This window comes from Cupriavidus sp. MP-37, from assembly GCF_020618415.1.
Taxonomy (GTDB): domain Bacteria; phylum Pseudomonadota; class Gammaproteobacteria; order Burkholderiales; family Burkholderiaceae; genus Cupriavidus.
This window is the reverse complement of record NZ_CP085344.1, coordinates 2816494-2841880: the sequence shown is the minus strand read 5'-3', so window position 1 is coordinate 2841880 and position 25387 is coordinate 2816494. Positions and strand designations below refer to the sequence as shown.

25 protein-coding genes are annotated in these 25387 nt (G+C 67.8%); 14 read left to right on the top strand and 11 right to left on the bottom strand.

Translation table 11 applies throughout. The annotated features are described in order from the left end of the window. The first annotated feature begins 83 nt into the window (after window positions 1–83). The 4 genes from LIN44_RS13125 to LIN44_RS13110 all read left to right on the top strand — a co-directional run bounded on the left by LIN44_RS13125 (window position 84) and on the right by LIN44_RS13110 (window position 4469). On the top strand, window positions 84–683 hold the full coding sequence (locus LIN44_RS13125; RefSeq protein WP_227312441.1) for a DUF4126 domain-containing protein: 600 nt from the start codon (window positions 84–86) through the stop codon (window positions 681–683). An 81-nt stretch (window positions 684–764) separates the two neighbouring features. After that, entirely contained in the window at window positions 765–3377 is a 2613-nt protein-coding gene (locus tag LIN44_RS13120) for an ABC transporter permease (RefSeq protein ID WP_227312440.1), read from the top strand. 36 nt (window positions 3378–3413) lie between these two features. Further along, window positions 3414–3830 carry a group II truncated hemoglobin gene (locus tag LIN44_RS13115; RefSeq protein ID WP_227312439.1) on the top strand — a complete coding sequence of 139 codons (417 nt, stop codon included), beginning with the start codon at window positions 3414–3416 and terminating at the stop codon, window positions 3828–3830. Between the two features lie 42 nt (window positions 3831–3872). Continuing rightward, complete coding sequence (locus LIN44_RS13110; RefSeq protein ID WP_227312438.1) at window positions 3873–4469, top strand: DUF924 family protein; 597 nt, start codon at window positions 3873–3875, stop codon at window positions 4467–4469. A 25-nt stretch (window positions 4470–4494) separates the two neighbouring features. Here the strand turns inward: LIN44_RS13110 and LIN44_RS13105 are convergent, their stop codons facing one another. From LIN44_RS13105 to LIN44_RS13060, 10 genes are all read right to left on the bottom strand, one after another. Further along, window positions 4495–5079, bottom strand: coding sequence for a TIGR00730 family Rossman fold protein (locus LIN44_RS13105; protein WP_227312437.1), 585 nt, complete (start codon window positions 5077–5079; stop codon window positions 4495–4497). Beyond that, window positions 5076–5777 carry a TetR/AcrR family transcriptional regulator gene (locus tag LIN44_RS13100; protein WP_227312436.1) on the bottom strand — a complete coding sequence of 234 codons (702 nt, stop codon included), beginning with the start codon at window positions 5775–5777 and terminating at the stop codon, window positions 5076–5078. The genes LIN44_RS13105 and LIN44_RS13100 overlap by 4 nt, the downstream gene beginning before the upstream one ends. A gap of 114 nt (window positions 5778–5891) precedes the next feature. Continuing rightward, window positions 5892–6377 carry a diacylglycerol kinase gene (locus LIN44_RS13095; RefSeq protein ID WP_370641573.1) on the bottom strand — a complete coding sequence of 162 codons (486 nt, stop codon included), beginning with the start codon at window positions 6375–6377 and terminating at the stop codon, window positions 5892–5894. Next, window positions 6304–7461, bottom strand: a complete 1158-nt coding sequence (locus LIN44_RS13090) for a glycosyltransferase family 1 protein (protein ID WP_227312434.1) — start codon at window positions 7459–7461, stop codon at window positions 6304–6306. The genes LIN44_RS13095 and LIN44_RS13090 overlap by 74 nt, the downstream gene beginning before the upstream one ends. A 59-nt stretch (window positions 7462–7520) precedes the next feature. Next, window positions 7521–8495, bottom strand: coding sequence for a UDP-2,3-diacylglucosamine diphosphatase (locus LIN44_RS13085; RefSeq protein ID WP_227312433.1), 975 nt, complete (start codon window positions 8493–8495; stop codon window positions 7521–7523). Window positions 8496–8613: 118 nt separating this feature from the next. Continuing rightward, complete coding sequence (locus LIN44_RS13080) at window positions 8614–9594, bottom strand: triacylglycerol lipase (protein ID WP_227312432.1); 981 nt, start codon at window positions 9592–9594, stop codon at window positions 8614–8616. Further along, window positions 9591–10124 carry an RDD family protein gene (locus tag LIN44_RS13075; protein WP_227312431.1) on the bottom strand — a complete coding sequence of 178 codons (534 nt, stop codon included), beginning with the start codon at window positions 10122–10124 and terminating at the stop codon, window positions 9591–9593. The genes LIN44_RS13080 and LIN44_RS13075 overlap by 4 nt, the downstream gene beginning before the upstream one ends. Before the next feature lie 119 nt (window positions 10125–10243). Beyond that, window positions 10244–11056: a DUF3106 domain-containing protein gene (locus tag LIN44_RS13070; protein WP_227312430.1), complete on the bottom strand. Its 813-nt coding sequence runs from the start codon at window positions 11054–11056 to the stop codon at window positions 10244–10246. Between the two features lies 1 nt (window position 11057). Further along, window positions 11058–11489 (bottom strand): DUF3619 family protein, encoded by a 432-nt coding sequence (locus LIN44_RS13065; protein ID WP_227312429.1) that lies wholly within the window; start codon window positions 11487–11489, stop codon window positions 11058–11060. Beyond that, window positions 11486–12055, bottom strand: a complete 570-nt coding sequence (locus LIN44_RS13060; RefSeq protein ID WP_227312428.1) for an RNA polymerase sigma factor — start codon at window positions 12053–12055, stop codon at window positions 11486–11488. The genes LIN44_RS13065 and LIN44_RS13060 overlap by 4 nt, the downstream gene beginning before the upstream one ends. A 378-nt stretch (window positions 12056–12433) precedes the next feature. Here LIN44_RS13060 and LIN44_RS13055 point away from each other — a divergent pair, with 378 nt between their 5' ends. The 7 genes from LIN44_RS13055 (at window position 12434) to LIN44_RS13025 (ending at window position 20151) form a co-directional block, all read left to right on the top strand. Further along, a complete protein-coding gene (locus tag LIN44_RS13055; RefSeq protein ID WP_227312427.1) occupies window positions 12434–14197 on the top strand; it encodes an acetolactate synthase 3 catalytic subunit in 1764 nt (587 codons plus the stop codon). Further along, window positions 14198–14689: an acetolactate synthase small subunit gene (ilvN, locus tag LIN44_RS13050; RefSeq protein WP_012352317.1), complete on the top strand. Its 492-nt coding sequence runs from the start codon at window positions 14198–14200 to the stop codon at window positions 14687–14689. It begins immediately after the preceding gene. Between the two features lie 120 nt (window positions 14690–14809). After that, window positions 14810–15826 (top strand): ketol-acid reductoisomerase, encoded by a 1017-nt coding sequence (gene ilvC, locus LIN44_RS13045; RefSeq protein WP_012352318.1) that lies wholly within the window; start codon window positions 14810–14812, stop codon window positions 15824–15826. Between the two features lie 277 nt (window positions 15827–16103). Then, complete coding sequence (locus LIN44_RS13040) at window positions 16104–16754, top strand: phosphatidylserine decarboxylase (protein ID WP_227312426.1); 651 nt, start codon at window positions 16104–16106, stop codon at window positions 16752–16754. A 25-nt stretch (window positions 16755–16779) separates the two neighbouring features. Further along, window positions 16780–17661 carry a CDP-diacylglycerol--serine O-phosphatidyltransferase gene (gene pssA, locus LIN44_RS13035; protein ID WP_227312425.1) on the top strand — a complete coding sequence of 294 codons (882 nt, stop codon included), beginning with the start codon at window positions 16780–16782 and terminating at the stop codon, window positions 17659–17661. A 118-nt stretch (window positions 17662–17779) separates the two neighbouring features. After that, window positions 17780–18283 carry a peptidoglycan-binding protein LysM gene (lysM, locus tag LIN44_RS13030; protein WP_116294687.1) on the top strand — a complete coding sequence of 168 codons (504 nt, stop codon included), beginning with the start codon at window positions 17780–17782 and terminating at the stop codon, window positions 18281–18283. 326 nt (window positions 18284–18609) lie between these two features. After that, window positions 18610–20151: a 2-isopropylmalate synthase gene (locus LIN44_RS13025; RefSeq protein ID WP_111519555.1), complete on the top strand. Its 1542-nt coding sequence runs from the start codon at window positions 18610–18612 to the stop codon at window positions 20149–20151. A gap of 111 nt (window positions 20152–20262) precedes the next feature. Here the strand turns inward: LIN44_RS13025 and LIN44_RS13020 are convergent, their stop codons facing one another. Then, entirely contained in the window at window positions 20263–20793 is a 531-nt protein-coding gene (locus LIN44_RS13020) for a hypothetical protein (RefSeq protein ID WP_227312424.1), read from the bottom strand. Window positions 20794–20996: 203 nt separating this feature from the next. Here LIN44_RS13020 and LIN44_RS13015 point away from each other — a divergent pair, with 203 nt between their 5' ends. The 3 genes from LIN44_RS13015 (at window position 20997) to pnp (ending at window position 25298) form a co-directional block, all read left to right on the top strand. Beyond that, a complete protein-coding gene (locus LIN44_RS13015) occupies window positions 20997–22253 on the top strand; it encodes a branched-chain amino acid ABC transporter substrate-binding protein (protein WP_227312423.1) in 1257 nt (418 codons plus the stop codon). A gap of 164 nt (window positions 22254–22417) precedes the next feature. Continuing rightward, on the top strand, window positions 22418–22687 hold the full coding sequence (gene rpsO, locus LIN44_RS13010; protein ID WP_010809136.1) for a 30S ribosomal protein S15: 270 nt from the start codon (window positions 22418–22420) through the stop codon (window positions 22685–22687). Between the two features lie 439 nt (window positions 22688–23126). Continuing rightward, window positions 23127–25298 carry a polyribonucleotide nucleotidyltransferase gene (gene pnp / locus LIN44_RS13005; protein WP_227312422.1) on the top strand — a complete coding sequence of 724 codons (2172 nt, stop codon included), beginning with the start codon at window positions 23127–23129 and terminating at the stop codon, window positions 25296–25298. Window positions 25299–25387: the final 89 nt, after the last annotated feature.

The window sequence follows — 25387 nt, the reverse complement described above, 5'->3', positions numbered from 1 at the left end:
GCGCGCGCGGGTCCGTATTACACTCCCTGCCAGGGCGCGCCGATCTCCGCACCGGCCCGCGCCGGACCCTTGCAAGGAGCGCCATGCTGGAAACCGCCGCGCTGGCCGCGGGCATGTCCTGGGCCAGCGGATTTCGCCTCTATCTGGCCGTGCTCGCCGCCGGGGTGCTGGCGCGGCTGGGCTGGCTGGAACTGCCGCCCGGGCTGCAGCCGCTGGAATCCTGGTGGGTGATCGGCGTGGCCGCGCTGCTGGCGGTGGCCGAGTTCGTGGCGGACAAGGTGCCGGCCTTCGATTCAGTCTGGGACGGCATCCACACCTTCATCCGCATTCCGGCCGGGGCGATCCTGGCGGCTGCCGCGTTCGGCCAGCTGGATCCCCAGTGGGTGGTGGCCGCGGGCCTGATCGGCGGCACGCTGGCCGGCACCGCGCATGCGGTCAAGGCGGGTACGCGTGCGCTGATCAACGTGTCGCCGGAACCGTTTTCCAACTGGACGGCCTCATTCACCGAGGACCTGACCGCCACCGGCAGCCTGCTGCTGGCGTTCTTCGTGCCGGTACTGTTCCTGGTGCTGCTGGCGGTGTTCCTGCTGGGCTCGGTGTGGCTGCTGCCGAAGTTGTGGCGCGGGGTGCGCCGCCTGCATGCCAGCCTGCGCGGCGGGACCCGGCATGACGTACCACGCTAGCGTCGCCTCCCGCCCGCTTTTTTTGCATTGACTGACCGACCCGAGGCGCACCGGCGCCAGCAACCAAGAACCAACCACCCGATGCCCTCCGAGTCCGCCCTCGACGTCCCTGCGACCGCCGCCCAACCCGCCGGACCGCACCCTGCCACCGGCAGATTTTCCGCCTGGCGCCAGGCGCTGCGCATGGCCCGGCGCGACTGGCTGGCGGGCGAGCTCTACCTGCTGCTGTTTGCGCTGGTGCTGGCCGTGGCCGCGCTGACCAGCGTCGGCTTCATGGCCGACCGCATGCGGCTGGGCCTGGAGCGCGACGCGCGCCAGATGATTGCATCCGATGTGCTGCTGGTGGCGGACCAGCCGTTCGATGCCGCGTTCACGCAGCGCGCCCGCGCCGCCGGGCTGGCGGTGGCGCAGACCGTGACGTTCCCGAGCATGGCCACCGCCGAGGGCAAGGGGCAGGCCGGCGCCGAGCCGCCCAGCCAGCTGGCCGCGCTCAAGGCGGTGACCGACGGCTATCCGCTGCGCGGCCGGCTCAGGGTGACCGGCACGCCGGGGGCGCCGGACGCGCCTGCGGACGGCATTCCCGCGCCGGGCACGGTATGGGTCGACGAGGCGCTGCTGGGTGCGCTCGGCGTGGCGGTGGGCGACAGCCTGCGGCTGGGCAGCCGCAGCTTCCGCATCGACCGCATCATCACGCAGGAGCTCGATCGCGGCACCGGCTTCATGAACTTCGCGCCGCGCGTGCTGATGCCGTTGTCGGACCTGGACAGCACCGGCCTGATCGGCTGGGGCAGCCGCGTCACTTACCGGCTGCTGGTGGCCGGCCCCGATGCCGCCGGCGCGGCCTTCCAGAAATGGGCGCAGGACGAGATCGAACGCCGCCGGCTGCGCAATACGCGGGTCGAGTCGCTCGAATCCGGGCAGCCGCAGATGCGCGCCACGCTGGACCGCGCCGAGCGCTTCCTGTCGCTGGTGGCGGTGCTGTCGTCGATGATCGCGGCGGTGGCGATCGCGATGTCGGCGCGCCGCTACATGCAGCGCCACACCGATGCCTGCGCGGTCTACAAGTGCCTGGGGCTGTCGCGCGGGCAGATCCTGCGGGCGTTCGGCCTGGAATTCCTGCTGGTCGGCGCGGCCGGCGCGCTGGCCGGGGTGCTGCTCGGTTACCTGGCCCACTACGGCCTGCTGCTGTCGCTGGGCGGGCTGCTCAAGGTGTCGCTGCCGCAGCCGTCGCTGCTGCCGGCGCTGGTGGGCGTGCTGGCGGGCCTGGTGCTGCTGACCGGGTTTGCGCTGCCACCGCTGCTGGCGCTGACACGGGTCGCGCCGCTGCGGGTACTGCGGCGCGATATCGGGCTGCCGCCGGTGTCGGCCTGGGTGGCCTACGCGCTGGGCCTGGGCGCCTTTGTCGCGCTGCTGCTGGTGGCGGCGCGCGACCTGCGGCTGGGGCTGACCACTGCCGGCGGCTTTGTCGCCGCGGGGGTGGTGTTCGGCGTGCTGGCGCTGGGCCTGCTGACATTGCTGTCGCGGCTGCTGCGCGGACGCCTGCGCGGGCGCGCGGCGATGGGGTGGCGCTTCGCGCTGGCGGTGCTGGAGCGCCGCCGCGCGGTCACGGTGCTGCAGACCGTGGCGCTGGCGGTGGGGCTGATGGCGCTGCTGCTGCTCGGCATGACCCGCAACGACCTGGTCGATTCCTGGCGCAACGCCACGCCGGCGGACGCGCCCAACCGCTTCATCATCAATATCCAGCCAGACCAGCGCGAGCCGCTGCGCCAGATGCTGGCCGGCGCCGGCATCACCGACCTGCTTTACCCGATGGTGCGCGGGCGCCTGACCCATATCGGCGCGCGCGCCATCCGCGGCGACAGCTTCGAGGACGGGCGCGCGCGCAACCTGGTCGAGCGCGAGTTCAACCTGTCCTATACCGATGCGCTGCCGGAGGGCAACCGCGTCATCGCCGGGCGCTGGTCGAACGGTTCCGACGGCGCCGAGGCGGGCGCGTCGGTGGAAGAGGGCATCGCCAAGACCCTGGGCATCCGTCTCGGCGACACGCTGCGCTTCGATGTCGCCGGCCAGCCCGTGCAGGCACGCGTGACTTCGCTGCGCAAGCTCGACTGGGGCTCGATGCGCGTCAATTTCTTCGTGATCCTGCCGCCGCGGGCGATGCAGGGCATGCCCGAGACCTACATCACCTCGTTCCACTTGCCGGCCGCCAGCGCCGCGCTGGGCAACCGGCTGATCGCCGCCTTTCCCAACATCACCGTGGTCAACACCGACATGATCCTGCGCCAGATCCAGGACATCCTCGACCAGGTGATCGCGGCGGTGGAGTTTCTGTTCGTGTTCACGCTGGCCGCCGGGGTGACGGTGCTGTACGCGGCCTTGTCCGGCGCGCGCGACGAGCGCATGCGCGACGCGGGCCTGCTCAAGGCGCTGGGCGCTTCGGCGGCGCTGGTGCGGCAGACGCAGTATGCCGAATTCCTGGTGGTGGGCGGGCTCGCCGGCCTGCTGGCCAGCCTGGGCGCGATCGCGGTGGGCTGGGGGCTGTCGCAGTTCGTGTTCGATTTCCCGTACCGCTTCAATGCCTGGATCGTGCCGGTCGGCGTGGTTTCTGGCATGCTGTGCGCTTTTGCCGGCGGCTGGCTGGGCCTGCGCGAAGTGCTGCGCCAGCCCGCGCTGGCGACCTTGCGCGATGCCTGAGCCCGCGTGCCGGCGCCGCCGCAGACCGAGTGTGTGATGAGTACTGAATCCGATGACAAGCCCGGCAATGCCGAGGCCACTGCCTTTGAACTGGTGGGCGGCGAGGCGCGCGTGCGCGAACTGGTCGACCGCTTCTACGACCTGATGGACCTGGAGCCGCAGTTCGCCGGGCTGCGCGCGCTGCACCCGCCGTCGCTCGAGGGCTCGCGCGACAAGCTGTTCTGGTTCCTGTGCGGCTGGCTGGGCGGCCCCAACCACTTTATCGAGCGCTTCGGCCATCCGCGCCTGCGCGCGCGGCATATGCCGTTCGAGATCGGCGTCAGCGAGCGCGACCAGTGGATGCGCTGCATGGCGCTGGCGATGCAGGACATCGGCCTGCCCGAGGACCTGCAGCTGCGGCTGATGCAGGCCTTCTTCCAGACCGCCGACTGGATGCGCAACGTGGCGCGCTGAGGCGCCGCGTTTCTTTTCCTACCGCAACAGGCTTCCCGCCCCATGACCCTCCAACTGCCTGAAGACGCCCGGCGTGTGCTGGATTTCTGGTTCGACCAGCCCGGCTCGGCCGCCTGGAATACCGCGCGGCCGCAATGGTTCACCAAGTCGGACGCGTTCGACGCGCAATTGCGCGCCAGCTTCCTGCCCGACTGGCAGGCCGCGCATGACGGCGCGCCGGACCACTGGTCGGCCACGCCCGAGGGCGCCTGCGCGCGCGTGGTGCTGCTGGACCAGTTCCCGCGCAACATGTTCCGCAACGATGCGCGCAGCTTCGGCACCGATGCGCAGGCGCTGGCGCTGGCCCGGCGCATCGTCGCCGCCGGCATGGACCGCGCGCTGCCGACCGACTACCACCGCATGTTCTGCTACATGCCGTTCGAGCATTCGGAGTCGCTGGAAGACCAGCATGAGGCGGTGCGCCTGATGACGCAGCTGCGCGAGGCCAGCGGCGGGGCGGTGGATGTCGTCGAATGGGCCGAGAAGCACCGCGTGATCATCGCGCGCTTCGGCCGCTTCCCGCACCGCAATGCGGTACTGGGCCGGCAGAGTACGGCCGGGGAACTGGCGTTCCTGCAGCAGCCGGGCTCTTCCTTCTGAACCCGATCCGGAGTCTGGCGCGCGCTCAGGTCTGCTCGCGCGCCTGCTGCCACTTGTCGACCCGCACGCGCGGCGCGGCCGCCAGTTGCGCCAGCAGGCCGGCGGGCGTGTCGCCCACGTGCAGCAGCTCGGCGTGCACCTGCTTCAGGAAGCCTTCGCGCACCGCGTGCGACAGGAAGCCCAGCATGCCGTCGTAGAACCCGGCCAGGTTCAGCAGGCCTACCGGCTTGGCGTGGTAGCCCAGCTGCAGCCAGGTGAAGGTCTCGAACAGCTCCTCGAAGGTACCCACGCCGCCGGGCATGGCGACAAAGGCGTCGGCGCGGTCGGCCATCATCTGCTTGCGTTCGTGCATGTTGCGCACCACGTGCAGCTCGGTCAGGCCGCGGTGGCCGACTTCCTTCTGCATCAGCGCTTCCGGGATGATGCCGATGGCGCTGCCGCCGTGCTCCAGCACGGCGTCGGCGACGATGCCCATCAGGCCCACCTTGCCGCCGCCGTACACCAGCGACAGGCCGCTTTCGGCCAGGGTGCGGCCGAGCAGGCGCGCGCCCTCGGCGTATTCGGGACGGTTGCCGGGACTGGACCCGCAATACACGCAGACGGATTTCACTTCGCTTCCTTTGCCGCGCCGGCGGCGGCCTTGGCGGCCGCGTAGTCGCGCGCCAGCTGGTCGAATGCCTCCCGCGCGCGGCCGCGCAGATACGGGGCCAGGATCGAGAAGATGTGGTAGCTCGAGCCGTGCAGGTAGCCGCGGATCTGCTCGGGATCGTTGTACTGGCGCGGATGCTGCACGAACTGGAACGACAGCCAGTAGGTGGCGATCACCACCATGTTGGTGCAGATGGCCTCGACCTGCTCGGGCGTGGCTTCCATCTCGCCGTCTTCGATGAACTGGCGGCAGATCTCGTGCGCAAAGCGCTGCTTCTGCTCGACGATGCGCTTGAAGTTGGTCTCCAGCATCCGGTTGCGCGCCAGCAGGTCGTTGATGTCGCGGTACAGGAAGCGGTAGTTCCACAGGAACTCGGACATGTACTGCAGGTAGCCCCAGCTTTCGTCGAGCGTGGCCTTGTGGTCGTCCGGCATCTTCAGGCGGCGCTCCATCTCCTGCTCGAAGCGCACGAAGATCGAGTTGATGATGTCGTCCTTGTTGCGGAAGTGGTAGTAGAGATTGCCGGGGCTGATCTCCATCGCTTCCGCGATCGTGGTGGTGGTGACGTTGGGCTCGCCGACTTCGTTGAACAGGCGCAGCGAGACGTCGAGGATGCGGTCCCTGGTGCGGCGGGGGCCGGTTTGCGGTTTCGGTTCCATGGGCGTCCGGGCGATCGGTGCGATCGGTAAGTCGGGGGCAGGGTAGCGATTATAAGCAATCGGCCTGCCGTGCCCCATCCCGCCCGGACGGGTGGCTTCCCGTGCCCGGCGGGGTCAGCCGGCCAGCGCCTGCACCCACCGCACCACATGGGGCCCGGCAATGGTGGCCCAGGTGCCGCCGCACAGCACCAGCGCCAGCATCACCGCCGCGCTGCCGAAGTCCTTGGCGCGCTTGGACAGGCTGTGCCGCTCCAGCGAGATGCGGTCGATCGCGGCCTCGACGCTGGAGTTGAGCAGTTCCACGATCAGCACCACCAGCAGCGTGCCCAGCAGCAGGATGCGCTCGACCGCCGTCACCGGCAGCACGAAGGCGCACGGCGTCAGGATCGCCACCAGCGTTAGCTCCTGGCGGAACGCGCTTTCCTCCAGCACCGCGTAGCGCAGCCCCGACAGCGAATTGATCGCCGCATGCCAGGCGCGCGCCAGGCCCCGGTTGCCCTTGTGCGGATTCTGATCGATGGAGTAGTCAGCGCTCTGCATTGCCGGCGGCGGCCTCTGCATTGGCGGGTCGGACGGCAGTTCCGGATGCGGTTTCGGCATGGGTTTGCGGGGCGGAAGGCTTGGGTGTGGCCGCTGTGGCCATTGTGGACGCCGAGGCCGCTGTGCCGCCCCGCCCTGGCCTGGCAGCGGCGAACGGCCGCAGGTGGGCCAGGAACTGCTCGGACGCGGCGCGCCACGAGAAGCGCTCGGCATGGGCCCGGGCCGTGGCGCGATCGATGCGCAGCGCTTCCAGGCAGGCTTCGCGCAGGTCTTCGTGCATCACGCCGGCGGGGCTGTCGCCGAGCACGTCGATCGGGCCCGTGACCGGATACGCGGCCACCGGCAAGCCGCTGGCCAGCGCTTCCAGCAGCACCAGCCCGAAGGTATCGGTGCGGCTCGGGAACACGAACACGTCAGCGGAAGCATACACCCGCGCCAGCTCGGGCTGGCTCAGCACGCCCAGGTAGTTGGCGCCGGGGTAGCGCGCGCGCAGCGCCGCCAGCGCCGGGCCGTCGCCGACCACCCATTTGGAGCCGGGCAGGTCCAGCGCCAGGAACGCCTCGACGTTCTTCTCCACCGCCACCCGGCCCACGTACAGGAAGATCGGGTGGGCGGTGTTGAGCACATTGGCGCGCTGCGGCGTGAACACGTCCAGGTCGACGCCGCGCGTCCACAGCACGGCATTGGTGATGCCGTGGCGCCGCAGGTCGTCGAGCACCACCGGCGTCGGCGCCATCACCGCCTGGGCGGGGCCATGGAACCAGCTCAGGAAGCGGTAAGTCCAGGTCAGCGGAATGCCGAAGCGGGCCTGCACATATTCCGGGAAGCGGGTGTGGTAGGCCGTGGTGAAGGGCAGCTTGCGGCGCAGCGCATGGCTGCGCGCGGCCAGCCCGAGCGGGCCTTCGGTGGCGATGTGCAGGGCGTCGGGGCCGAAGGCCTCGATGCGCCGCCGCACGCGCGCGCCCGGCAGCAGCGACAGGCGGATCTCGGGGTAGGTCGGGCAGGGCACCGTGCGGAATTCCAGCGGCGTGATCATCTCGACCGTGTGGCCCATCGCCTCGAGTTCGCGGCGCGTGGACTTGAGCGTGCGCACCACGCCATTGACCTGCGGTTCCCAGGCATCGGTGACGATCAGGATCTTCATGCAGCCTCCTTGGGCGCGGTGGAAGGGCAATGCGGATGGAGCCGGGCGGATGGCGCGGCTCAGCCGGCCACGGCGGCGCGGCGCCGGCGGCGCAGGGCGGGCGCGGGGGCGTCGAGCAGCGTGGTCCAGTAGACGATCTTCAGTTCGCCTTCCAGCGTTTCCACCAGCGCCGACAGGCTTTCGACCCAGTCGCCGTCGTTGCAGTAGAGCTGGCCGTTGACCTCGCGGATCTCGGCCTTGTGGATATGGCCGCAGACCACGCCGTCGCAGCCGCGGCGGCGCGCCTCGTCCACCATCGCGCTCTCGAACGCGCCGATGTAGTTGACAGCGTTCTTGACCTGGTGCTTCAGGTACTGCGACAGCGACCAGTACGGAAAACCCAGGCGCGCACGCAGGCTGTTGAAGTGCCGGTTCAGCGCCAGGATCATCGTGTACAGCGAATCGCCGAGGTAGGCCAGCCAGCGCGCGTGCTGCACCACGCCGTCGAACAGGTCGCCATGCACCACCCACAGGCGCCGCCCGGTGGCGGTGACGTGGACCGCCTCCTCGCGCACGGTGATGTCGCCGAAGGCCATGCCGTCGAACTGGCGCGCGGCTTCGTCGTGGTTGCCGGGCACATAGATCACCTCGGTGCCCTTGCGCGCCTTGCGCAGCAGCTTCTGCACCACGTCGTTGTGGCTCTGCGGCCAGTACCAGCCGCGGCGCAGCTGCCAGCCGTCGATGATGTCGCCGACCAGGTAGAGCTGGTCGGATTCGTTGTGCTTGAGGAAATCGAGCAGGTAATCGGCCTGGCAGCCGGGCGTTCCGAGGTGGATGTCCGACAGCCAGATCGCGCGGTAGCGCTGGATCGGATGCGGCTCGGGCGGATAGGTTTCCTGCGCCTCGCGCGGCGGCGCCAGCGCGGCGCCATCGAGCGCCGGCGCCATGAAGGCGGTCACCGGCGCGGCGGGGCCGCTGTCAGCGCTGCGGCGCCACGGCGCCAGTTGCGAGGCTTTCGACAGATACCCGCGGGCAGATCGGATTGCTTGCACCATGCCAGTCCCGGTTGCGGCGATGGCTGCATTCAGCCAGCCCACGGTGACGCGACCGTGACGAAAACGTGACTGTCATATGAATCGTTGCGGCCGCGGGACAGGCGCCGCCGCGACCGGCTCAGCGGCCGCGCGCGGACAGCTCGGCCAGGGCGTCGAGCACGGCACGCACCGCGGCGGGATGGCGCAGCAGCGACACATGGCCGATGCCGGACAGCGGGATATGGCCGGCGCCGTCGAGCCACCCGGTGCAGGGCGGCCCGGCAATCGAATCGTGCCAGCTGAAGATCGAGATCATGCGGGCGCGCAGCCGCGGCGTTTCGGCGGCCGCCAGCGCGCGCAGCCAGGGGCTGCCGCAACGCATCTGGCGCGCATTTTGGCCGCCGCCAAAGCGCGCCAGCGCGCTGCCATGGTGCGGGCTGCCCAGCGTCACGATGCCGGCGCAGACGTCTTCGTCGCCGGCCAGCCGCAGCGCGGCGCGCGCGGCCAGCCCGCCCATGCTGTGGCAGAGCAGCAGCGGCGCGCGTCCGCTTTCGGCACGGAGGCGGCGCATCGCCGCCAGCAGCGCGCGCGCGTAGTCGTCGATGTCGCCGAACACGGGTTCCAGGTCGATCCCCTGGCAGCGGTAGCCGGCCGCGGCCAGGGCCGGCTGCATGTCGAGCCAGATCGCCTGGCCGCAGGCGTAGCCATGGACCAGCAGCACCGGCGGGGCATCGCGGCCGGGCCGGGCATTGCTGGCCGGCGCGAACGGTGCCCGGGCGCGGAAGGGTTGCAGCCAGTCGAACATGCGCAGTACCGCCAGGCATTCCGCCCCGTAGCAGCGCAATGCCTGCGCCAGCCGCAGCGGCCGGCGGGTGGCGGCAAGCTCGGCCGGTGGCGCGGGCGGATGATCGCCGCGTTCCACCCACAGGCCGCGCCCGCTCAGCGCGAAGGCGATGGCAATGCCGGAGGCGAAGCCGCCCACGATCAGCCCGGCGCCGGCGGCGAGGGCGCCGGGCCAGGGCCAGGCGGCGGTGTGTACCAGCGCCGCCGCAATGCCCAGCGCCGCGGCCGCCTGCACGGTCACCGCGACGCGGCGGATGCCGGCGGCGCCCAGGCTCATGGCTTGGCGCGCAGGTCGGTCAGGCGCGTGCCGGCCAGGCGGTCGTGCAAGAACTGGCGGCGCGGGTCCAGAAAGGCCAGCAGGATCCACACCAGCAGGCCGGCGCACAGCACGCCGACGAACGGGCCCTTGACCAGCCCGAGCAGATGGCCGACGGCGGCCGATGGCGGCAGCCACAACCACGCCAGCACGTAGCGCAGCGCCGCCTGCGGCCAGCGCGGCGGCACGCCCGCGGCGTTTTCGACGCGCATGCGCCAGGTCTGCATCGCCAGGGTCTGGCCGTTGCGCTGCCAGAACCAGGTGAAATACAGCCCCATCACCAGGAAGCTCCACAGCTGGATCACCAGCGGCCCGTCCACGCCCAGCTTCTGCAGCAGCGGCCGCAGCACCAGGTAGGCGGCGGTCGAGGCGCTCAGCACGCCGAACAGCAGCACGCCTTCATAAAGCATGCAGGCGATACGGCGGCGCAGCGGCGGGGCGGCCGGCGCGGACACGGCAGGGGGTACGGGGTCGAGGGTGGCAGCGGGCATCGATGGCATTCTGGACAGGGCGCCTGCGCCCGGCATGCGGATGCCGGCGCGGGCCTGGCGAAGCTGGCCCACGTGTGCCGGCCGGCCTCAAACGGCCATTATGCCAAATGGCCTGCGAGTTACTGGCGCACGGTGGCGTCGGACGCCGCGGCCGTCGCTTCGGTGGCAGGCTGGGCGGCAGCGGGCACGGCGGCCGCGGGCAGCGCTGCGCTTGCGGCCGCTGCGGGAGTGGCAACGGCAGGCGCCGACGCCGCGGCAGCTGCTGCGGCAGCGGGGGCTGCGGGCTGCGCCGCGCCCTCGCTGGCCGGCGTACTGGCCGGCGTACTGGCCGGGTGGGCAGCGTGGCCTGCGCCCGCCTTATGCTCATGGCGCAGCTGGCGGCTGGTGTCGCTGGGCAGGCGCTTGCCGCTGGGCAGCGCGCTGACGGCGCCGGGGCGGCGCGGCACGTGGTCGGCGGCGGCCAGCTTTTTCTTCTGCTCTTCGGGCAACTGCTGATACTTGTCCCAGGCCTCGGCCTTCTTTTCGGTCGGCAGCGAGCGGGTGATCTGGTAGTTTTCGCGCGCCAGCCGGCGTTGCTGCGGCGTCATCCTGACCCACTCCGCCATGCGTGCCTGCAGCCGGGCCTGTTCGGCCGGCGAATACTTCGGATAGCGCGCGGCGATGCGCAGCCACTTGTGGCGGTTCAGTTCAGGCAGGGTGTCCCAGAGCGGCTGCAGCGGTGCCAGGATGCGCTGGTTGACCGGGCTGAGGTCGGTCCAGGCGGGCTTGGCGCTGACCGGCTGGGCCGCATGGGAGGCCGCGGCTGCATCCGCCGCGGAAGCGCCCTGCGCCTGCGCCGGGGCGGGAAACAGCGCCCAGCAGGCGGCTGCGCCGGCCAGCAGGGCGGCCAGCCGGCGGCGCGGGGCGTCGGGGTAGGGAAGCGGGCGCGCCATGCTACTGCCCGTGCTTGAGGAACACGTGGAAGCCCTCGTCGGCGTAGGCCGTGGGCGGCAGGTCGTCGAGCAGCATGGCGGCGTCGATATCGGCCAGTTCCTCGATGCGCTTCTGCTCTTGCCAGTGGTAGATGCCCATCAGGCCGGCGCCCAGCGCGACCAGCGTCCAGACCAGCCCCAGCCGGCGCAGCCAGGCGCCGGCGCGGTGCAGCGGCGAGGCGTCGTCGTCGAACAGCGGCGCGTGCGCGCCCGGCATGGCAAGTTGCGGCACCAGCGCGGGTGCCTCGGCCTTCTTGCGGGCGACCGCCATCCGGCGCGCGGCGGCGAGCCGTTCGGAAATGTCGGCCGGCAAGGCTTCGGTGCCGGCGTCGAGTGCCGCGCGAACCTCATGCGCAAAGCGGCGCTCGCGGATTTCTTTGTCGTTTCTGCTCATAGTCGGACCCCCCGTGCGCGCAGGGCCTGCGCAAGTGTGTGCGTGGCACGGGAACAGTGCGTCTTGACGCTGCCTTCGGAACAGCCCATCACGGCCGCGGTTTCAGCAACGTCCATATCTTCCCAGTAACGCATCAGGAACGCCTGGCGTTGACGCGTCGGCAGGCGCTGGATCTCCTGCTCGATGATATGCATGACCTGGGCGCGCTCGACCTTGTCGGCGCTGCTCTCGGACGATTCGGAGCCCGCCTGTGCCTCGAGCGTCTCCAGCAGGTCGTTGTCGTCGCCGCCGTCGCGGTCGTCGCGCAGGCTGGAAAACAGCGACACCCAGGTATTGCGCACCTTCTGGCGCCGGAACCAGTCGTGGATGGTGTTCTGCAGGATGCGCTGGAACAGCGGCGCGAGTTCCGCGGCGCTCTTGTCGCCATACTTTTCGGCCAGCTTGATCATGGCGTCCTGGACGATGTCGAGCGCGGCCTCGTCGTCGCGGACGGCGAACACGGCCTGCTTGAAGGCGCGCCGCTCGACGCTGGCAAGAAAGGCGGACAGTTCCTGGTCGGTGGCCATTCAGGCGGTTGGGACTTGTTGCGCCGGGGCCAAGGCCCGGTTCGGGTGAATGTGCTGCCGAGGGCGCGCGGCGCCCCAGGGTGCTGCGATGCTAGCAAAATTTGGCCGCCCTGTACCATTTTGTATGGGAAGAAATACATGGCGCCGCGGAAAACTTTTTCGCAGATCCGGGGAACTTGCCGGTGCCGGCAGCGTAAACAACCGTAGACCGCGCTGGTGCATTGCAGTATCATCGACGGTTCACACGACATCAGTGGTTGTCTCATCCGGCCGCTTATGAGGCGGTCTTCCATGCAGACGCGCACCGCTTGAACCCGAGCCACAAGTTCGGCAGAGAGCATCCAAACAATTTTTTGCCGAAAATTGCAAAGGACTGAAATGAACATGCCCAGCGCGGAATTCTCCCACGCCGACAGCAATTCATCTGCCGCGCCCGAAATGATCGGGGCGGAAATTCTCGTTCACGCACTTGCCGAAGAAGGCGTCGAGTACGTCTGGGGCTATCCCGGCGGCGCAGTGCTGTACATCTACGACGAACTCCACAAGCAAACCAGGTTCGAGCACATCCTGGTGCGCCACGAGCAGGCCGCGGTCCATGCCGCGGATGGCTATGCGCGCGCAACCGGCAAGGTGGGCGTCGCCCTGGTGACCTCGGGTCCCGGCGTGACCAATGCCGTCACGGGCATTGCCACCGCCTACCTCGACTCGATCCCGATGGTGGTGATCACCGGCAACGTGCCGACCCACGCCATCGGCCAGGACGCCTTCCAGGAGTGCGACACCGTCGGTATCACGCGTCCGATCGTCAAGCACAACTTCCTGGTGAAGGACGTGCGCGACCTCGCCGCGACCATCAAGAAGGCGTTCTTCATTGCCTCGACCGGCCGTCCGGGCCCGGTGGTGGTGGACATCCCCAAGGATGTCTCGCGCAATGCCTGCAAGTACGAGTACCCCAAGTCGATCGACATGCGCTCGTACAACCCGGTCAACAAGGGCCACTCGGGCCAGATCCGCAAGGCCGTGGCGCTGCTGCAGAACGCCGAGCGCCCGTATATCTACAGCGGCGGCGGCGTGGTGCTGGCCAATGCCAGCGACGAGCTGCGCCAGCTGGCGGCGCTGACCGGCCACCCGGTGACCAACACGCTGATGGGCCTGGGCGCGTTCCCCGGCACCCACAAGCAGTTCGTCGGCATGCTCGGCATGCACGGCACGTATGAAGCCAACATGGCGATGCAGAACTGCGACGTGCTGATCGCCATCGGTGCCCGCTTCGACGACCGCGTGATCGGCAACCCGTCGCACTTCACCTCGCAGGCGCGCAAGATCATCCATATCGACATCGATCCGTCGTCGATTTCCAAGCGCGTCAAGGTCGACATCCCCATCGTCGGCAACGTCAAGGACGTGCTGCAGGAACTGATCGCGCAGATCAAGGCCAGCGACATCAAGCCCAAGCGCGAAGCGCTGGCCAAGTGGTGGGAGCAGATCGAGCAATGGCGCTCGGTCGACTGCCTGAAGTACGACCGCAGCTCCGAGATCATCAAGCCGCAGTATGTGGTGGAGAAGATCTGGGAACTGACCCACGGCGACGCCTTCATCTGCTCCGACGTCGGCCAGCACCAGATGTGGGCCGCGCAGTTCTACAAGTTCAACGAGCCGCGCCGCTGGATCAATTCCGGCGGCCTGGGCACGATGGGCGTGGGCCTGCCGTATGCGATGGGCATCAAGAAGGCCTTTCCGGAAAAGGAAGTCGTCACCATCACCGGCGAGGGCTCGATCCAGATGTGCATCCAGGAGCTGTCGACCTGCCTGCAGTACGACACCCCGGTGAAGATCTGCTCGCTCAACAACGGCTACCTGGGCATGGTGCGCCAGTGGCAGGAGATCGAGTACGACAACCGCTACTCGCATTCCTACATGGATGCGCTGCCTGATTTCGTCAAGCTGGCCGAGGCCTATGGCCACGTCGGCATGCGCGTCGAGAAGAGCTCGGACGTCGAGCCGGCGCTGCGCGAGGCGTTCCGCCTGAAGGACCGTACCGTGTTCCTGGACTTCCAGACCGATCCCACCGAAAACGTCTGGCCGATGGTCCAGGCCGGCAAGGGCATTTCCGAAATGCTGCTCGGCGCGGAGGACCTGTAAATGCGACACATCATTTCGGTCCTGCTGGAAAACGAAGCCGGCGCGTTGTCGCGCGTGGTGGGCCTGTTCTCGGCCCGCGGCTACAACATCGAGACGCTGACCGTGGCGCCGACCGAGGACTCCTCGCTGTCGCGCATGACCATCGTCACCACCGGTTCGGACGACGTGATCGAGCAGATCACCAAGCACCTGAACCGCCTGGTCGAAGTGGTCAAGGTGGTCGACCTGACCGAAGGCGCGCACATCGAACGCGAGCTGATGCTCGTCAAGGTGCGCGCGGTCGGCAAGGAGCGCGAGGAAATGAAGCGCACCGCCGACATCTTCCGCGGCCGCATCATCGATGTCACCGAGAAGACCTACACCATCGAGCTGACCGGCAACGGCGTCAAGCTCGATGCGTTCCTGGACGCAATCGACCGCACCGCCATCCTGGAGACCGTCCGTACCGGCGGCTCGGGCATCGGCCGCGGCGAGCGCATCCTGAAGGTCTGACCGGCTCCGGCTCACCCAACGGCTTCACGCAGTATCCCCGGGCGGCGCGATCCGTGCGCACACAATGCGCGCGAGGATGCCGCCCCCCTCATATAAAAGACAGAGATTGAAGGATTTATCATGAAAGTGTTTTACGACAAGGACGCCGACCTCTCGCTGATCAAGGGCAAGAACGTCACCATCATCGGTTACGGTTCGCAGGGCCACGCCCACGCGCTGAACCTGAAGGATTCGGGCGTCAACGTGACGGTCGGCCTGCGCAAGAGCGGCGCGTCGTGGAACAAGGCCGTCAACGCCGGCCTGCAGGTCAAGGAAGTGGCCGAGGCCGTCAAGAACGCCGACGTGGTCATGATCCTGCTGCCGGACGAGCAGATCGCCGACGTCTACAAGAACGAAGTGCACGCCAACATCAAGGAAGGCGCCGCGCTGGCCTTCGCGCACGGCTTCAACGTGCACTACGGTGCCGTGATCCCGCGCGCCGACCTCGACGTGATCATGATCGCGCCGAAGGCCCCGGGCCACACCGTGCGCGCCACCTACACGCAAGGTGGCGGCGTGCCGCACCTGATCGCCGTGCACCAGAACAAGTCCGGCGCCGCCCGTGACATCGCGCTGTCGTACGCCACCGCCAACGGCGGCGGCCGTGCCGGCATCATCGAGACCAACTTCCGCGAAGAAACCGAAACCGACCTGTTCGGCGAGCAGGCCGTGCTGTGCGGCGGTACCGTCGAGCTGATCAAGGCCGGCTTCGAGACCCTGGTGGAAGCCGGCTACGCGCCGGAAATGGCCTACTTCGAGTGCCTGCACGAGCTGAAGCTGATCGTCGACCTGATCTACGAAGGCGGCATCGCCAACATGAACTACTCGATCTCCAATAACGCCGAATATGGTGAGTACGTCACCGGCCCGCGCGTGGTGACCGAAGAGACCAAGAAGGCGATGAAGCAGTGCCTGAAGGACATCCAGACCGGCGAGTACGCCAAGAGCTTCCTGCTCGAGAACAAGGCCGGAGCCCCGACGCTGATCTCGCGCCGCCGCCTGAACGCCGAGCACGAAATCGAAGTGGTGGGCGAGAAGCTGCGCGCAATGATGCCGTGGATCGCCAAGAACAAGATGGTCGACCAGTCGAAGAACTGATTCACAGCGCTGCCTGATGGCCGCTGAAGGCCGCTGAAGGCCGCTGATGGCCCGCGCCGCACGGCGGCGGGCCGAAGCCGTTCAGCGTTCCGTGCCTTGCCCTTCTATCATCGGAAGGGGATTGCCGGGACCTGAACGGCTTTTTGTTATCCTTGTCGAACTTTTCGGGCAAGGCGTGCCGGATGCTGCTCGCGCGGCGGCCGGCAGGGCGCGCGGCACCTGCGTGCCGCGGCCAGCCCGCCTTGCCTTGGCCTGACTCCACCGAAACACGTACTGCATGAACTATCCTCATCCGCTGATCGCCCGTGAAGGCTGGCCGTTCCTGGCCGGCGCCTTTGTCATCTCGCTGCTGGTGCACGCCAGCGCGGGCTTCTGGTGGGCGCTGCCGCTGTGGATCATCACGGTGTTCGTGCTGCAGTTCTTCCGCGATCCGCCGCGTCCGATCCCGTCGCAGCCCAATGCCGTGCTGGCGCCGGCCGACGGCCGCATCGTCGTGGTCGAGAAGACCATGGATCCGTACGCCAACCGCGAGGCGCTGAAGATCAGCGTCTTCATGAACGTCTTCAACGTGCACTCGAACCGGGTCTCGGTCGACGGCGCGGTGGAGAAGGTCGAATACTTCCCCGGCAAGTTCGTCAATGCCGACCTCGACAAGGCCTCGACCGAAAACGAGCGCAACGCGGTGCTGATCCGGCGCGCGGCCGATGGGCAGCTGGTCACGCTGGTGCAGGTGGCGGGCCTGGTGGCGCGCCGCATCCTGTGCTACACCAAGGTCGGCGACAAGCTCTCGCGCGGCCAGCGCTACGGCTTTATCCGCTTCGGCTCGCGCGTCGACGTGTACCTGCCGCTCGATGCGCGCCCGCGCGTGACCATCGGCGAGAAGGTGTCGGCCTCGTCGACCATCCTCGCCGAACTCGACGTGCAGTGAGCGGCGGCCTGACCGGAGGACTGTGATGGTTGCCTTCCATCGACGTAACAAGCGCGGCACCAGCGGCAACGTGACCCACCTGCGGCCGTTCCGCCACAACCAGCTGCGCGGCGCCGACGAAGACTTCGACGACGAAGCCGCCGACGACCACGACATCGTCTATCAGCGCCCGCGCCGGCGCGGCATCTACCTGCTGCCCAACGCCTTCACCACCGCGGCGCTGTTCGCCGGCTTCTTTGCCATCGTGCAGGCGATGAACATGCGTTTCGACGCGGCCGCCATCGCCATCTTCGCCGCCATGGTGCTCGACGGCATGGACGGGCGCGTGGCGCGCATCACCAATACGCAGAGCGCGTTCGGCGAGCAATACGACTCGCTGTCGGACATGACCTCGTTCGGCGTGGCGCCGGCACTGGTGATGTACGAATGGATCCTGCATGACCTGGGCAAGTGGGGCTGGATCGCCGCCTTTGTCTACTGCACCTGCGCGGCGCTGCGTCTGGCGCGCTTCAACGCCAATATCGGCGTCATCGACAAGCGCTTCTTCCAGGGCTTGCCCAGCCCGGCCGCGGCCGCGCTGGTGGCCGGCTTCGTCTGGCTGGTGATCGACAACAAGCTGCCGGTCAAGGAGCTGTGGATGCCGTGGGTGGCGTTCGGCATCACGCTGTACGCGGGGCTGTCGATGGTGTCCAACGCGCCGTTCTACAGCGGCAAGGCGCTCGATGTGCGCTATCGCGTGCCGTTCGGCATGATGGTGCTGGTCCTGGTGCTGTTCGTGGTGGTCTCGACCGATCCGCCGGTGGCGCTGTTCGGGCTGTTCGTGGCCTACGCGATTTCGGGCTATGTGCTGTGGGCCTGGCGGGCCCTGCACGGCAAGCCGGCAATCGAGAAGAAGCCGCGGGAATAAACCGCAGAAGGGCGCTCAGGCGCCCTTCATGCATTGCGGCGTTCACCATTGTTTTCATGCCGCGTCCATGCGGACGTGGCACTCTGCAGTGTTTTCCACCCACCGTCAGGAGGATGTCATGGGCATGTTCGACTTCATCAAGGAAGCGGGAGAAAAGCTGTTCGGCACCGGCGAGGCCAAGGCGGCGCAGGCAGCGGCCGCGGCGGATGCATCGGCGGAGAAGGTCGATGCCGCCAATCGCGCCGCGGGCGACGCGATCGAGGCGTATATCAAGAAGATGGGGCTGGATGCCACCGGGCTGATGGTGCAGGTCGACGGCTCGCAGGGTCTGGTCACCGTGTTCGGCGTCGCGCCCGACCAGGCCACGCGCGAGAAGATCATCCTGTGCGCGGGCAATGTCGAGGGCGTCGACAAGGTCGAGGACAAGATGTCGGTCAACGTCGAGTCCGCGGAGTCGGGCTGGCACACCGTGGTCAAGGGCGACACGCTGTGGGCGATCGCGCAGGCCGCCTACGGCAACGGCGCCGAGTACAACAAGATCTTCGAGGCCAACAAGCCGATGCTGAGCCACCCGGACAAGATCTATCCGGGCCAGAAGCTGCGCATCCCGCCCAAGGGCTGAGGCAATGACCCGCGGCGCGTGCGGCAAAACCCTGTGTTGCGCGTGCGCGCCAAGTCGGCTATAGTCGCAGCCATGATTTCGCGCCAAGTCCTAATCGCCCGCACCACCCTAGGTGGCCTACTAGGCCATCAGGTCGGGACGCGCGCGCGCTAAGGACGGACTTACCCCTTAGCGCGAAATCCGCAAGGAAATTCCAACGCCCCGGCCTGCTCCATGCACGCCGGGGCGTTTTGCATTCCACAGCCGTGGAGCGCGGAACAGGCGGTAAAGCCCCGGACGCAGCATGCCGGGGACAGCACACGATAAGCAATCAGGAGCTCCACACCATGTCTGACAAACTCATCATTTTCGACACCACCTTGCGTGACGGCGAGCAGTCGCCCGGCGCCTCCATGACCCGCGAGGAAAAGATCCGCATCGCGCGCCAGCTGGAACGCCTGAAGGTCGATGTGATCGAGGCCGGTTTCGCCGCGAGCTCCAATGGCGACTTCGAAGCGATCCGCTCGATCGCGCAGGTGGTCAAGGACTCCACCATCTGCTCGCTGGCCCGCGCCAACGACAAGGACATTGCCCGCGCCGCCGAGGCACTCAAGCCCGCCAACTCGTTCCGCATCCACACCTTCATCGCCACCTCCGCGCTGCACATGGAGAAGAAACTGCGCATGACGCCGGACGAGGTCTACCAGCAGGCGCGCCTGGCGGTGCGCTTTGCGCGCCAGTTCACCGACGATATCGAGTTCTCGCCGGAAGACGGCAGCCGCTCGGACATGGACTTCCTGTGCCGCGTGCTCGAAGGCGTGATCGCCGAGGGCGCGACCACCATCAACCTGCCCGATACCGTCGGCTACGCCGTGCCGGAAGGCTATGCCGAGCTGATCCGCTCGGTGCGCGAGCGCATTCCCAACTCGGACAAGGCGGTCTGGTCGGTGCACTGCCATAACGACCTCGGCATGGCCGTGGCCAACTCGCTCGCCGCGGTCAAGATGGCCGGCGCGCGCCAGATCGAATGCACCATCAACGGCCTGGGCGAACGTGCCGGCAACACCAGCCTCGAAGAAGTGGTGATGGCGGTGAAGACCCGCCGCGACTACTTCAACCTGGACCTCGGCATCGACACCACGCAGATCGTGCCGGCGTCCAAGCTGGTGTCGCAGATCACCGGCTTCGCGGTGCAGCCGAACAAGGCCGTGGTCGGCGCCAACGCCTTCGCGCATGCCTCGGGCATCCACCAGGATGGCGTGCTCAAGGCGCGCGACACCTACGAGATCATGCGCGCCGAAGACGTGGGCTGGACCGCCAACAAGATCGTGCTGGGCAAGCTGTCGGGCCGCAACGCGTTCAAGCAGCGCCTGCAGGAACTGGGCATCGAACTCGACAGCGAGAGCGAGGTCAACGCCGCCTTCACGCGCTTCAAGGAACTGGCCGACCAGAAGGCCGAGATCTTCGACGAAGACATCGTCGCCATCGTTTCGAACGAGGCGCAGCACGACGCCAACGAACACTTCCGCTTCATCTCGCTGTCGCAGCGCTCGGAAACCGGCGAGCGTCCGCACGCGCGCGTGGTGTTCAGCATGGACGGCCAGGAGCAGAGCGGCGAAGGCGAGGGCAACGGCCCGGTCGACGCCACCCTGCATGCGATCGAGTCGCGCGTGGCCAGCGGCGCCGAGATGGTGCTGTATTCAGTGAACGCCATCACCGGCGGCACCGAGGCGCAGGGCGAAGTCACGGTGCGCCTGTCCAAGGCCGGCCGCATCGTCAACGGCGTGGGCACCGACCCGGATATCGTCGCGGCCTCGGCCAAGGCCTACCTGGCCGCGCTGAACAAGCTGCACGACAAGGCCGTGCAGAAGATCAACCCGCAGATCTGATCCGGATTCCTGCGCAGACGGCGGAAGGCCTACCCGGCCCGAACGTACGGACCAGGCCCGCCATTCCCGACCCGGGGATGGCGGGCTTTTTCATGGATGGACAGTCCCGAGTCAGAACAGGCGGCGCTCGTCGGGGTCGTAGAGCGGGTCGGGCGTGATCTGGGTCCGGCGCAGCACGCCAGCATCGTCGAAATAGAAGTGGAACAGCGACGGCCATACGTCTTCGTGGCGGAAGCGGTAGGACCAGACCTCGTTGCGCATGCGCGGGTAGTAGCTGACCGGCAGCCGCGTCATGCCGAAGTGCTCGGCCACGTCGCGCTTGGTCCAGGTGTTGACCTGCGCCTTGTACAGCTCCGGCGTCGACAGCATGTTGCGGAACGCGGTCAGGTTGCCGTTGCGGTCGAAGTCGGCGCCATAGGCATACTGGCCCATCGGCTGCTTCGAGTAGATCCAGCGCGTGGTGCCGTCGCGCAGCGGGAACACATCGGTGGGCGGCCCGAACATGGCCTGCACCGCGGCCTGCGGCTGGCCCACCAGCCGGCTCCCTTCCTGCTCCGGCATCAGCGTGGCGCAGGCGGACAGCATGGCGACGCTCAGCGCCAGCACGAGACGGCGTGCGCCCTTGGCGATGTCGGAATTCATGGCAAGACCTCGATCGATGTATGGAGTGCAGATACCGCAAGTGTAGTGCGGCAGGCGAGGTGTGCGCCAGACGCTGCTTTTGTGCGGATCTGCCGATAACCGGACGGGTTCTCCGTGAAATCCGCGGCGAAGGGCTGGAGCGGGCCGATATTTGCCCGTAACCGGGCGCTGCCGTACCATCCAGCGCTTTCCAGGAGAGACGAATGACGGTTGCGGCGCGGTGGCGGGGATGGCTGGGCGGGTTGTTGCTGGCGGCAGCGGCGGGCGCATCGGCGCAGGAGCCGATCCGGCTGGGCATGATCGACGGCCTGTCCGGCCCGTTCGCCAATGCCGGCGAAGCGGTGGCGCGCAACCTGCGCCTGGCGATCGAGCGCATCAATGCGCGCGGCGGCGTCAAGACCGCGGAAGGTGCGCGCCCGCTCGAACTGGTCACCTTCGACAGCAAGGGCAATGTCGACGAAAGCCTGATCCAGCTGCGCGCGCTGACCGACAAGCGCATCCCCTTTGTCCTGCAGGGCAACAGCTCGGCGGTGGCGGGGGCGCTGGTGTCGGCGATCAACCGCCATAACGCGCGCCAGCCGGACGCGCGCGTGCTGTTCCTGAACTATTCCGCGGTCGATCCCAGCCTGACCAACGAGAACTGCAGCTTCTGGCATTTCCGCTTCGATGCCAGCGCCGACATGCGCATGCAGGCGCTGACCGAGGTGATCCGCCAGGACCAGTCCGTGCGCCGCGTCTACCTGATCGACCAGGACTACAGCTTCGGCCATCAGGTGGCACGCTCGGCGCGCGAGATGCTGGCGGCGCGCCGGCCCGATATCCAGATCGTCGGCGACGAATTCCATCCGATCGGCAAGATCAAGGACTTCGCGCCCTATATCGCCAAGATCAAGGCCAGCGGCGCGGACGCGGTCATCACCGGCAACTGGGGCAACGACCTGACGCTGATGGTCAAGGCCGCGCGCGAGGGCGGGCTGCGGGCCAAGTTCTACACCTTCTACGGCAATGGCCTGGGCGCGCCGGCGGCGATGGGCGATGCCGGCGTGGGGCGCGTGCTGGCGGTGGCCGAGTGGCATCCCAACGTGGGCGGGGCGGCGTCCGATGCGTTCTACCAGGAATTCCGCGCGCGCTATCCGGAGCCCAAGGACGACTACGTCCACCTGCGCATGCAGATGATGGTCGAGATGCTGGCGCGCGCGATCACGCAGGCCGGCTCCACCGATGCGGTGAAGGTGGCGCGCGCGCTGGAGCACATGCGCTACGTCAACGACTTCCACGAAGCCACGGTGCGGGCCGACGACCACCAGGTGCTGCAGCCGCTGTACGTGTCGGTGATGGAGCACCGGGGCGGCGCCGTGCGCTTCGACAACGAAGGCTCCGGCTACGGCTTCCGTACCGTGCGCAAGCTCAAGGCGGCGCAGACCACGCTGCCGACCACCTGCCGGATGGAACGTCCGTGAGCAGCGGCGGGGCGCCGGGTACTCCTGCGCCGGCTTTTCAGCTATAATCCGCGGCTGTCGTTACCTGGCCCCTGGTCCGGTGGCGGCAAGCAGCCAGTCATTAGATGGCACGACGCATGCGGCGCATCCCGCGCTGTGGCGTTCGCAAGTGAAAGGAAATCATCATGGCAGTCGCCGATATCAACAAGTCCGAAGTCATCAAGCAGTTCGCCCGTGGCGCCAACGACACCGGCAGCCCCGAAGTGCAAGTGGCCCTGCTGACCACCCGCATCAACGAACTGACCCCGCACTTCAAGGCCAACATGAAGGACCACCACAGCCGCCGCGGCCTGCTGCGCATGGTGAGCCGCCGTCGCCGCCTGCTGGACTACCTCAAGTCGAACGATGCCGACCGTTACCGCGCCCTGATCGAAAAGCTGGGTCTGCGCAAGTAAGGTTGCGTCCGATGGCAGCGCGATTCCAGGGTTTGCACGGTTTCGCGTGAGGCCTCGATGCCTGCTTCAGCATTGCTGGGCAGGCATTTTGCATTTCTGGCGGGGCGAATCCGCGTCGCCGGCATTGCAGGCTGTGAATGGAGTGATTTTCGCTTCACACCGCCCGGCCATGTCCATGGCGCGGGCGCCGTTGCGGCAAGCCGCGCAACGGAGTAAGTTGTTCTTTTTATCCCACACCCGGATCGGGCAAGGAAACAGGGCTTTGTGTCATTCCAGCACGGCATCGCCACGCCGGTGCCGCGCTGGAATGGCATAGCACTTCCCTGCGACCGCGACCGGCAACCCGGCAGTTTGCCTGCGGCTGAGAACGCAGGCGTCGCCGGCCGCGCGCGTGTCATTGCGTAGATCGCGCGGCCAGCACGCAAGTCAAGGAATGCACATGTCCATGTTCAACAAGGTCGTCAAGGAATTCCAGTGGGGCCAGCACACGGTCCGCATGGAGACCGGCGAAATCGCCCGCCAGGCCGGCGGTGCGGTGCTGGTCGATGTGGAAGACACCGTGGTGCTCGCGACCGTGGTCGCCGCCAAGAGCCCGAAGCCGGGCCAGGACTTCTTCCCGCTGACCGTCGACTACATCGAGAAGACCTACGCCGCCGGCAAGATCCCCGGCGGCTTCTTCAAGCGTGAAGGCCGTCCGTCGGAAAACGAGACCCTGACCTCGCGCCTGATCGACCGTCCGCTGCGTCCGCTGTTCCCGGAAGGCTTCTACAACGACGTGCAGGTGGTGGTGCACGTGGTCTCGCTGAACCCCGAAGTCCCGGCCGACATCCCCGCGCTGATCGGCGCCTCGGCCGCGCTGGCGGTGTCGGGCATCCCGTTCAACGGCCCGGTCGGCGCCGCGCGCGTGGGCTACAAGGATGGCCAGTACCTGCTGAACCCGACCCGCTCGCAGATCGCCACGTCCGACCTGGACCTGGTGGTGGCCGGCACCGAGCGCGCCGTGCTGATGGTGGAATCGGAAGCCAACCAGCTGTCCGAAGACGTGATGCTGGGCGCCGTGGTCTACGGCCACGAGCAGATGCAGATCGCCATCAACGCCATCCATGACCTGGTGCGCGAAGGCGGCAAGCCGGAGTGGGACTGGGCCCCGGCGGCCAAGAACGAGCCGCTGATCGCCAAGGTCACCGAAGTTGCGCTGCCGCTGCTGCAGGAGGCCTACCAGCTGCGCCAGAAGTCGGCGCGCAGCCAGAAGCTGAAGGAAGTGTCGGCCAACGTCGCCGCCGCGCTGGCCGAAGCCGGCGTCGAAGCCGACAAGGTCGAGGTCGGCAACATCATGTTCGACCTGGAAGCCAAGATCGTGCGCGGCCAGATCCTGAACGGCGAGCCGCGCATCGACGGCCGCGACACCCGCACCGTGCGCCCGATCGAGATCCGTTCGTCGGTGCTGCCGCGCGCGCACGGCTCGGCGCTGTTCACCCGCGGCGAGACCCAGGCGCTGGTGGTGGCCACGCTCGGCACCAAGAGCGACGAGCAGATCATCGACGCGCTGGCCGGCGAGTACCGCGACCGCTTCATGCTCCACTACAACATGCCCCCGTTTGCCACCGGTGAAACCGGCCGCGTGGGCAGCCCGAAGCGCCGCGAAATCGGCCACGGCCGCCTGGCCAAGCGCGCACTGATCCCGGTGCTGCCGAAGGACGATGAATTCGCCTACACCATCCGCCTGGTGTCGGAAATCACTGAATCCAACGGTTCGTCGTCGATGGCTTCGGTCTGCGGCGGCTGCCTGGCGCTGATGGACGCGGGCGTTCCGGTCAAGGCGCACGTGGCCGGCGTGGCCATGGGCCTGATCCTGGAAGGCAACAAGTTCGCCGTGCTGACCGACATCCTGGGCGATGAAGACCACCTGGGCGACATGGACTTCAAGGTGGCCGGCACCGACAGCGGCATCACCGCGCTGCAGATGGACATCAAGGTCCAGGGCATCACCAAGGAGATCATGCAGGTCGCGCTGGCGCAGGCCAAGGAAGGCCGCCTGCATATCCTGGCGAACATGCAGGAAGCGATGGGCCACGCCCGCACCGAGCTGTCGGCGCACGCGCCGCGCATGATCACCATGAAGATCCATCCGGACAAGATCCGCGAAGTGATCGGCAAGGGCGGCTCGACCATCCAGGCGCTGACCAAGGAAACCGGCACCACCATCGACATCCAGGAAGACGGCACCATCACCATCGCCTCGACCTCGACCGAGGGCATGGCCGAAGCCAAGCGCCGCATCGAGGGCATCACCGCGGAAGCCGAAGTGGGCAAGATCTACGCCGGCACCGTGCTGAAGCTGCTGGACTTCGGTGCCATCGTCAACATCCTGCCGGGCAAGGACGGCCTGCTGCACATCTCGGAAATCGTCAACGAGCGTGTCAAGGACATCAAGGACTGGCTGAAGGAAGGCCAGCAGGTCCGCGTCAAGCTGATCCAGGCCGACGAGAAGGGCCGCCTGCGCCTGTCGCTGAAGGCCGCGCTGGCCGAAGAGGGCGGCAGCATCAGCCCGATCAACGCCGGCGAGAGCGCCGCACCGGCAGCACCGGCCGGCGCTTCGGAACAGCAGTAACACCTGCGGGCAGTCTTGCCTGCCGGCGCCTCCGGATGGGGGCGCCACCACAAAACGGCTGGACCATGTCCAGCCGTTTTTTTGTTTAC

Excerpts from the sequence above, each read along its gene's own strand:
- LIN44_RS13125 (WP_227312441.1), top strand. The coding sequence starts at position 84 with ATGCTGGAAACCGCCGCGCTGGCCGCGGGCATGTCCTGGGCCAGCGGA.
- LIN44_RS13120 (WP_227312440.1), top strand. The coding sequence starts at position 765 with ATGCCCTCCGAGTCCGCCCTCGACGTCCCTGCGACCGCCGCCCAACCC.
- LIN44_RS13115 (WP_227312439.1), top strand. The coding sequence starts at position 3,414 with ATGAGTACTGAATCCGATGACAAGCCCGGCAATGCCGAGGCCACTGCC.
- LIN44_RS13110 (WP_227312438.1), top strand. The coding sequence starts at position 3,873 with ATGACCCTCCAACTGCCTGAAGACGCCCGGCGTGTGCTGGATTTCTGG.
- LIN44_RS13100 (WP_227312436.1), bottom strand. The coding sequence starts at position 5,777 with ATGGAACCGAAACCGCAAACCGGCCCCCGCCGCACCAGGGACCGCATC.
- LIN44_RS13095 (WP_370641573.1), bottom strand. The coding sequence starts at position 6,377 with ATGCCGAAACCGCATCCGGAACTGCCGTCCGACCCGCCAATGCAGAGG.
- LIN44_RS13090 (WP_227312434.1), bottom strand. The coding sequence starts at position 7,461 with ATGAAGATCCTGATCGTCACCGATGCCTGGGAACCGCAGGTCAATGGC.
- LIN44_RS13085 (WP_227312433.1), bottom strand. The coding sequence starts at position 8,495 with ATGGTGCAAGCAATCCGATCTGCCCGCGGGTATCTGTCGAAAGCCTCG.
- LIN44_RS13080 (WP_227312432.1), bottom strand. The coding sequence starts at position 9,594 with ATGAGCCTGGGCGCCGCCGGCATCCGCCGCGTCGCGGTGACCGTGCAG.
- LIN44_RS13075 (WP_227312431.1), bottom strand. The coding sequence starts at position 10,124 with ATGCCCGCTGCCACCCTCGACCCCGTACCCCCTGCCGTGTCCGCGCCG.
- LIN44_RS13070 (WP_227312430.1), bottom strand. The coding sequence starts at position 11,056 with ATGGCGCGCCCGCTTCCCTACCCCGACGCCCCGCGCCGCCGGCTGGCC.
- LIN44_RS13065 (WP_227312429.1), bottom strand. The coding sequence starts at position 11,489 with ATGAGCAGAAACGACAAAGAAATCCGCGAGCGCCGCTTTGCGCATGAG.
- LIN44_RS13060 (WP_227312428.1), bottom strand. The coding sequence starts at position 12,055 with ATGGCCACCGACCAGGAACTGTCCGCCTTTCTTGCCAGCGTCGAGCGG.
- LIN44_RS13055 (WP_227312427.1), top strand. The coding sequence starts at position 12,434 with ATGAACATGCCCAGCGCGGAATTCTCCCACGCCGACAGCAATTCATCT.
- ilvN (WP_012352317.1), top strand. The coding sequence starts at position 14,198 with ATGCGACACATCATTTCGGTCCTGCTGGAAAACGAAGCCGGCGCGTTG.
- ilvC (WP_012352318.1), top strand. The coding sequence starts at position 14,810 with ATGAAAGTGTTTTACGACAAGGACGCCGACCTCTCGCTGATCAAGGGC.
- LIN44_RS13040 (WP_227312426.1), top strand. The coding sequence starts at position 16,104 with ATGAACTATCCTCATCCGCTGATCGCCCGTGAAGGCTGGCCGTTCCTG.
- pssA (WP_227312425.1), top strand. The coding sequence starts at position 16,780 with ATGGTTGCCTTCCATCGACGTAACAAGCGCGGCACCAGCGGCAACGTG.
- lysM (WP_116294687.1), top strand. The coding sequence starts at position 17,780 with ATGGGCATGTTCGACTTCATCAAGGAAGCGGGAGAAAAGCTGTTCGGC.
- LIN44_RS13025 (WP_111519555.1), top strand. The coding sequence starts at position 18,610 with ATGTCTGACAAACTCATCATTTTCGACACCACCTTGCGTGACGGCGAG.
- LIN44_RS13020 (WP_227312424.1), bottom strand. The coding sequence starts at position 20,793 with ATGAATTCCGACATCGCCAAGGGCGCACGCCGTCTCGTGCTGGCGCTG.
- LIN44_RS13015 (WP_227312423.1), top strand. The coding sequence starts at position 20,997 with ATGACGGTTGCGGCGCGGTGGCGGGGATGGCTGGGCGGGTTGTTGCTG.
- rpsO (WP_010809136.1), top strand. The coding sequence starts at position 22,418 with ATGGCAGTCGCCGATATCAACAAGTCCGAAGTCATCAAGCAGTTCGCC.
- pnp (WP_227312422.1), top strand. The coding sequence starts at position 23,127 with ATGTCCATGTTCAACAAGGTCGTCAAGGAATTCCAGTGGGGCCAGCAC.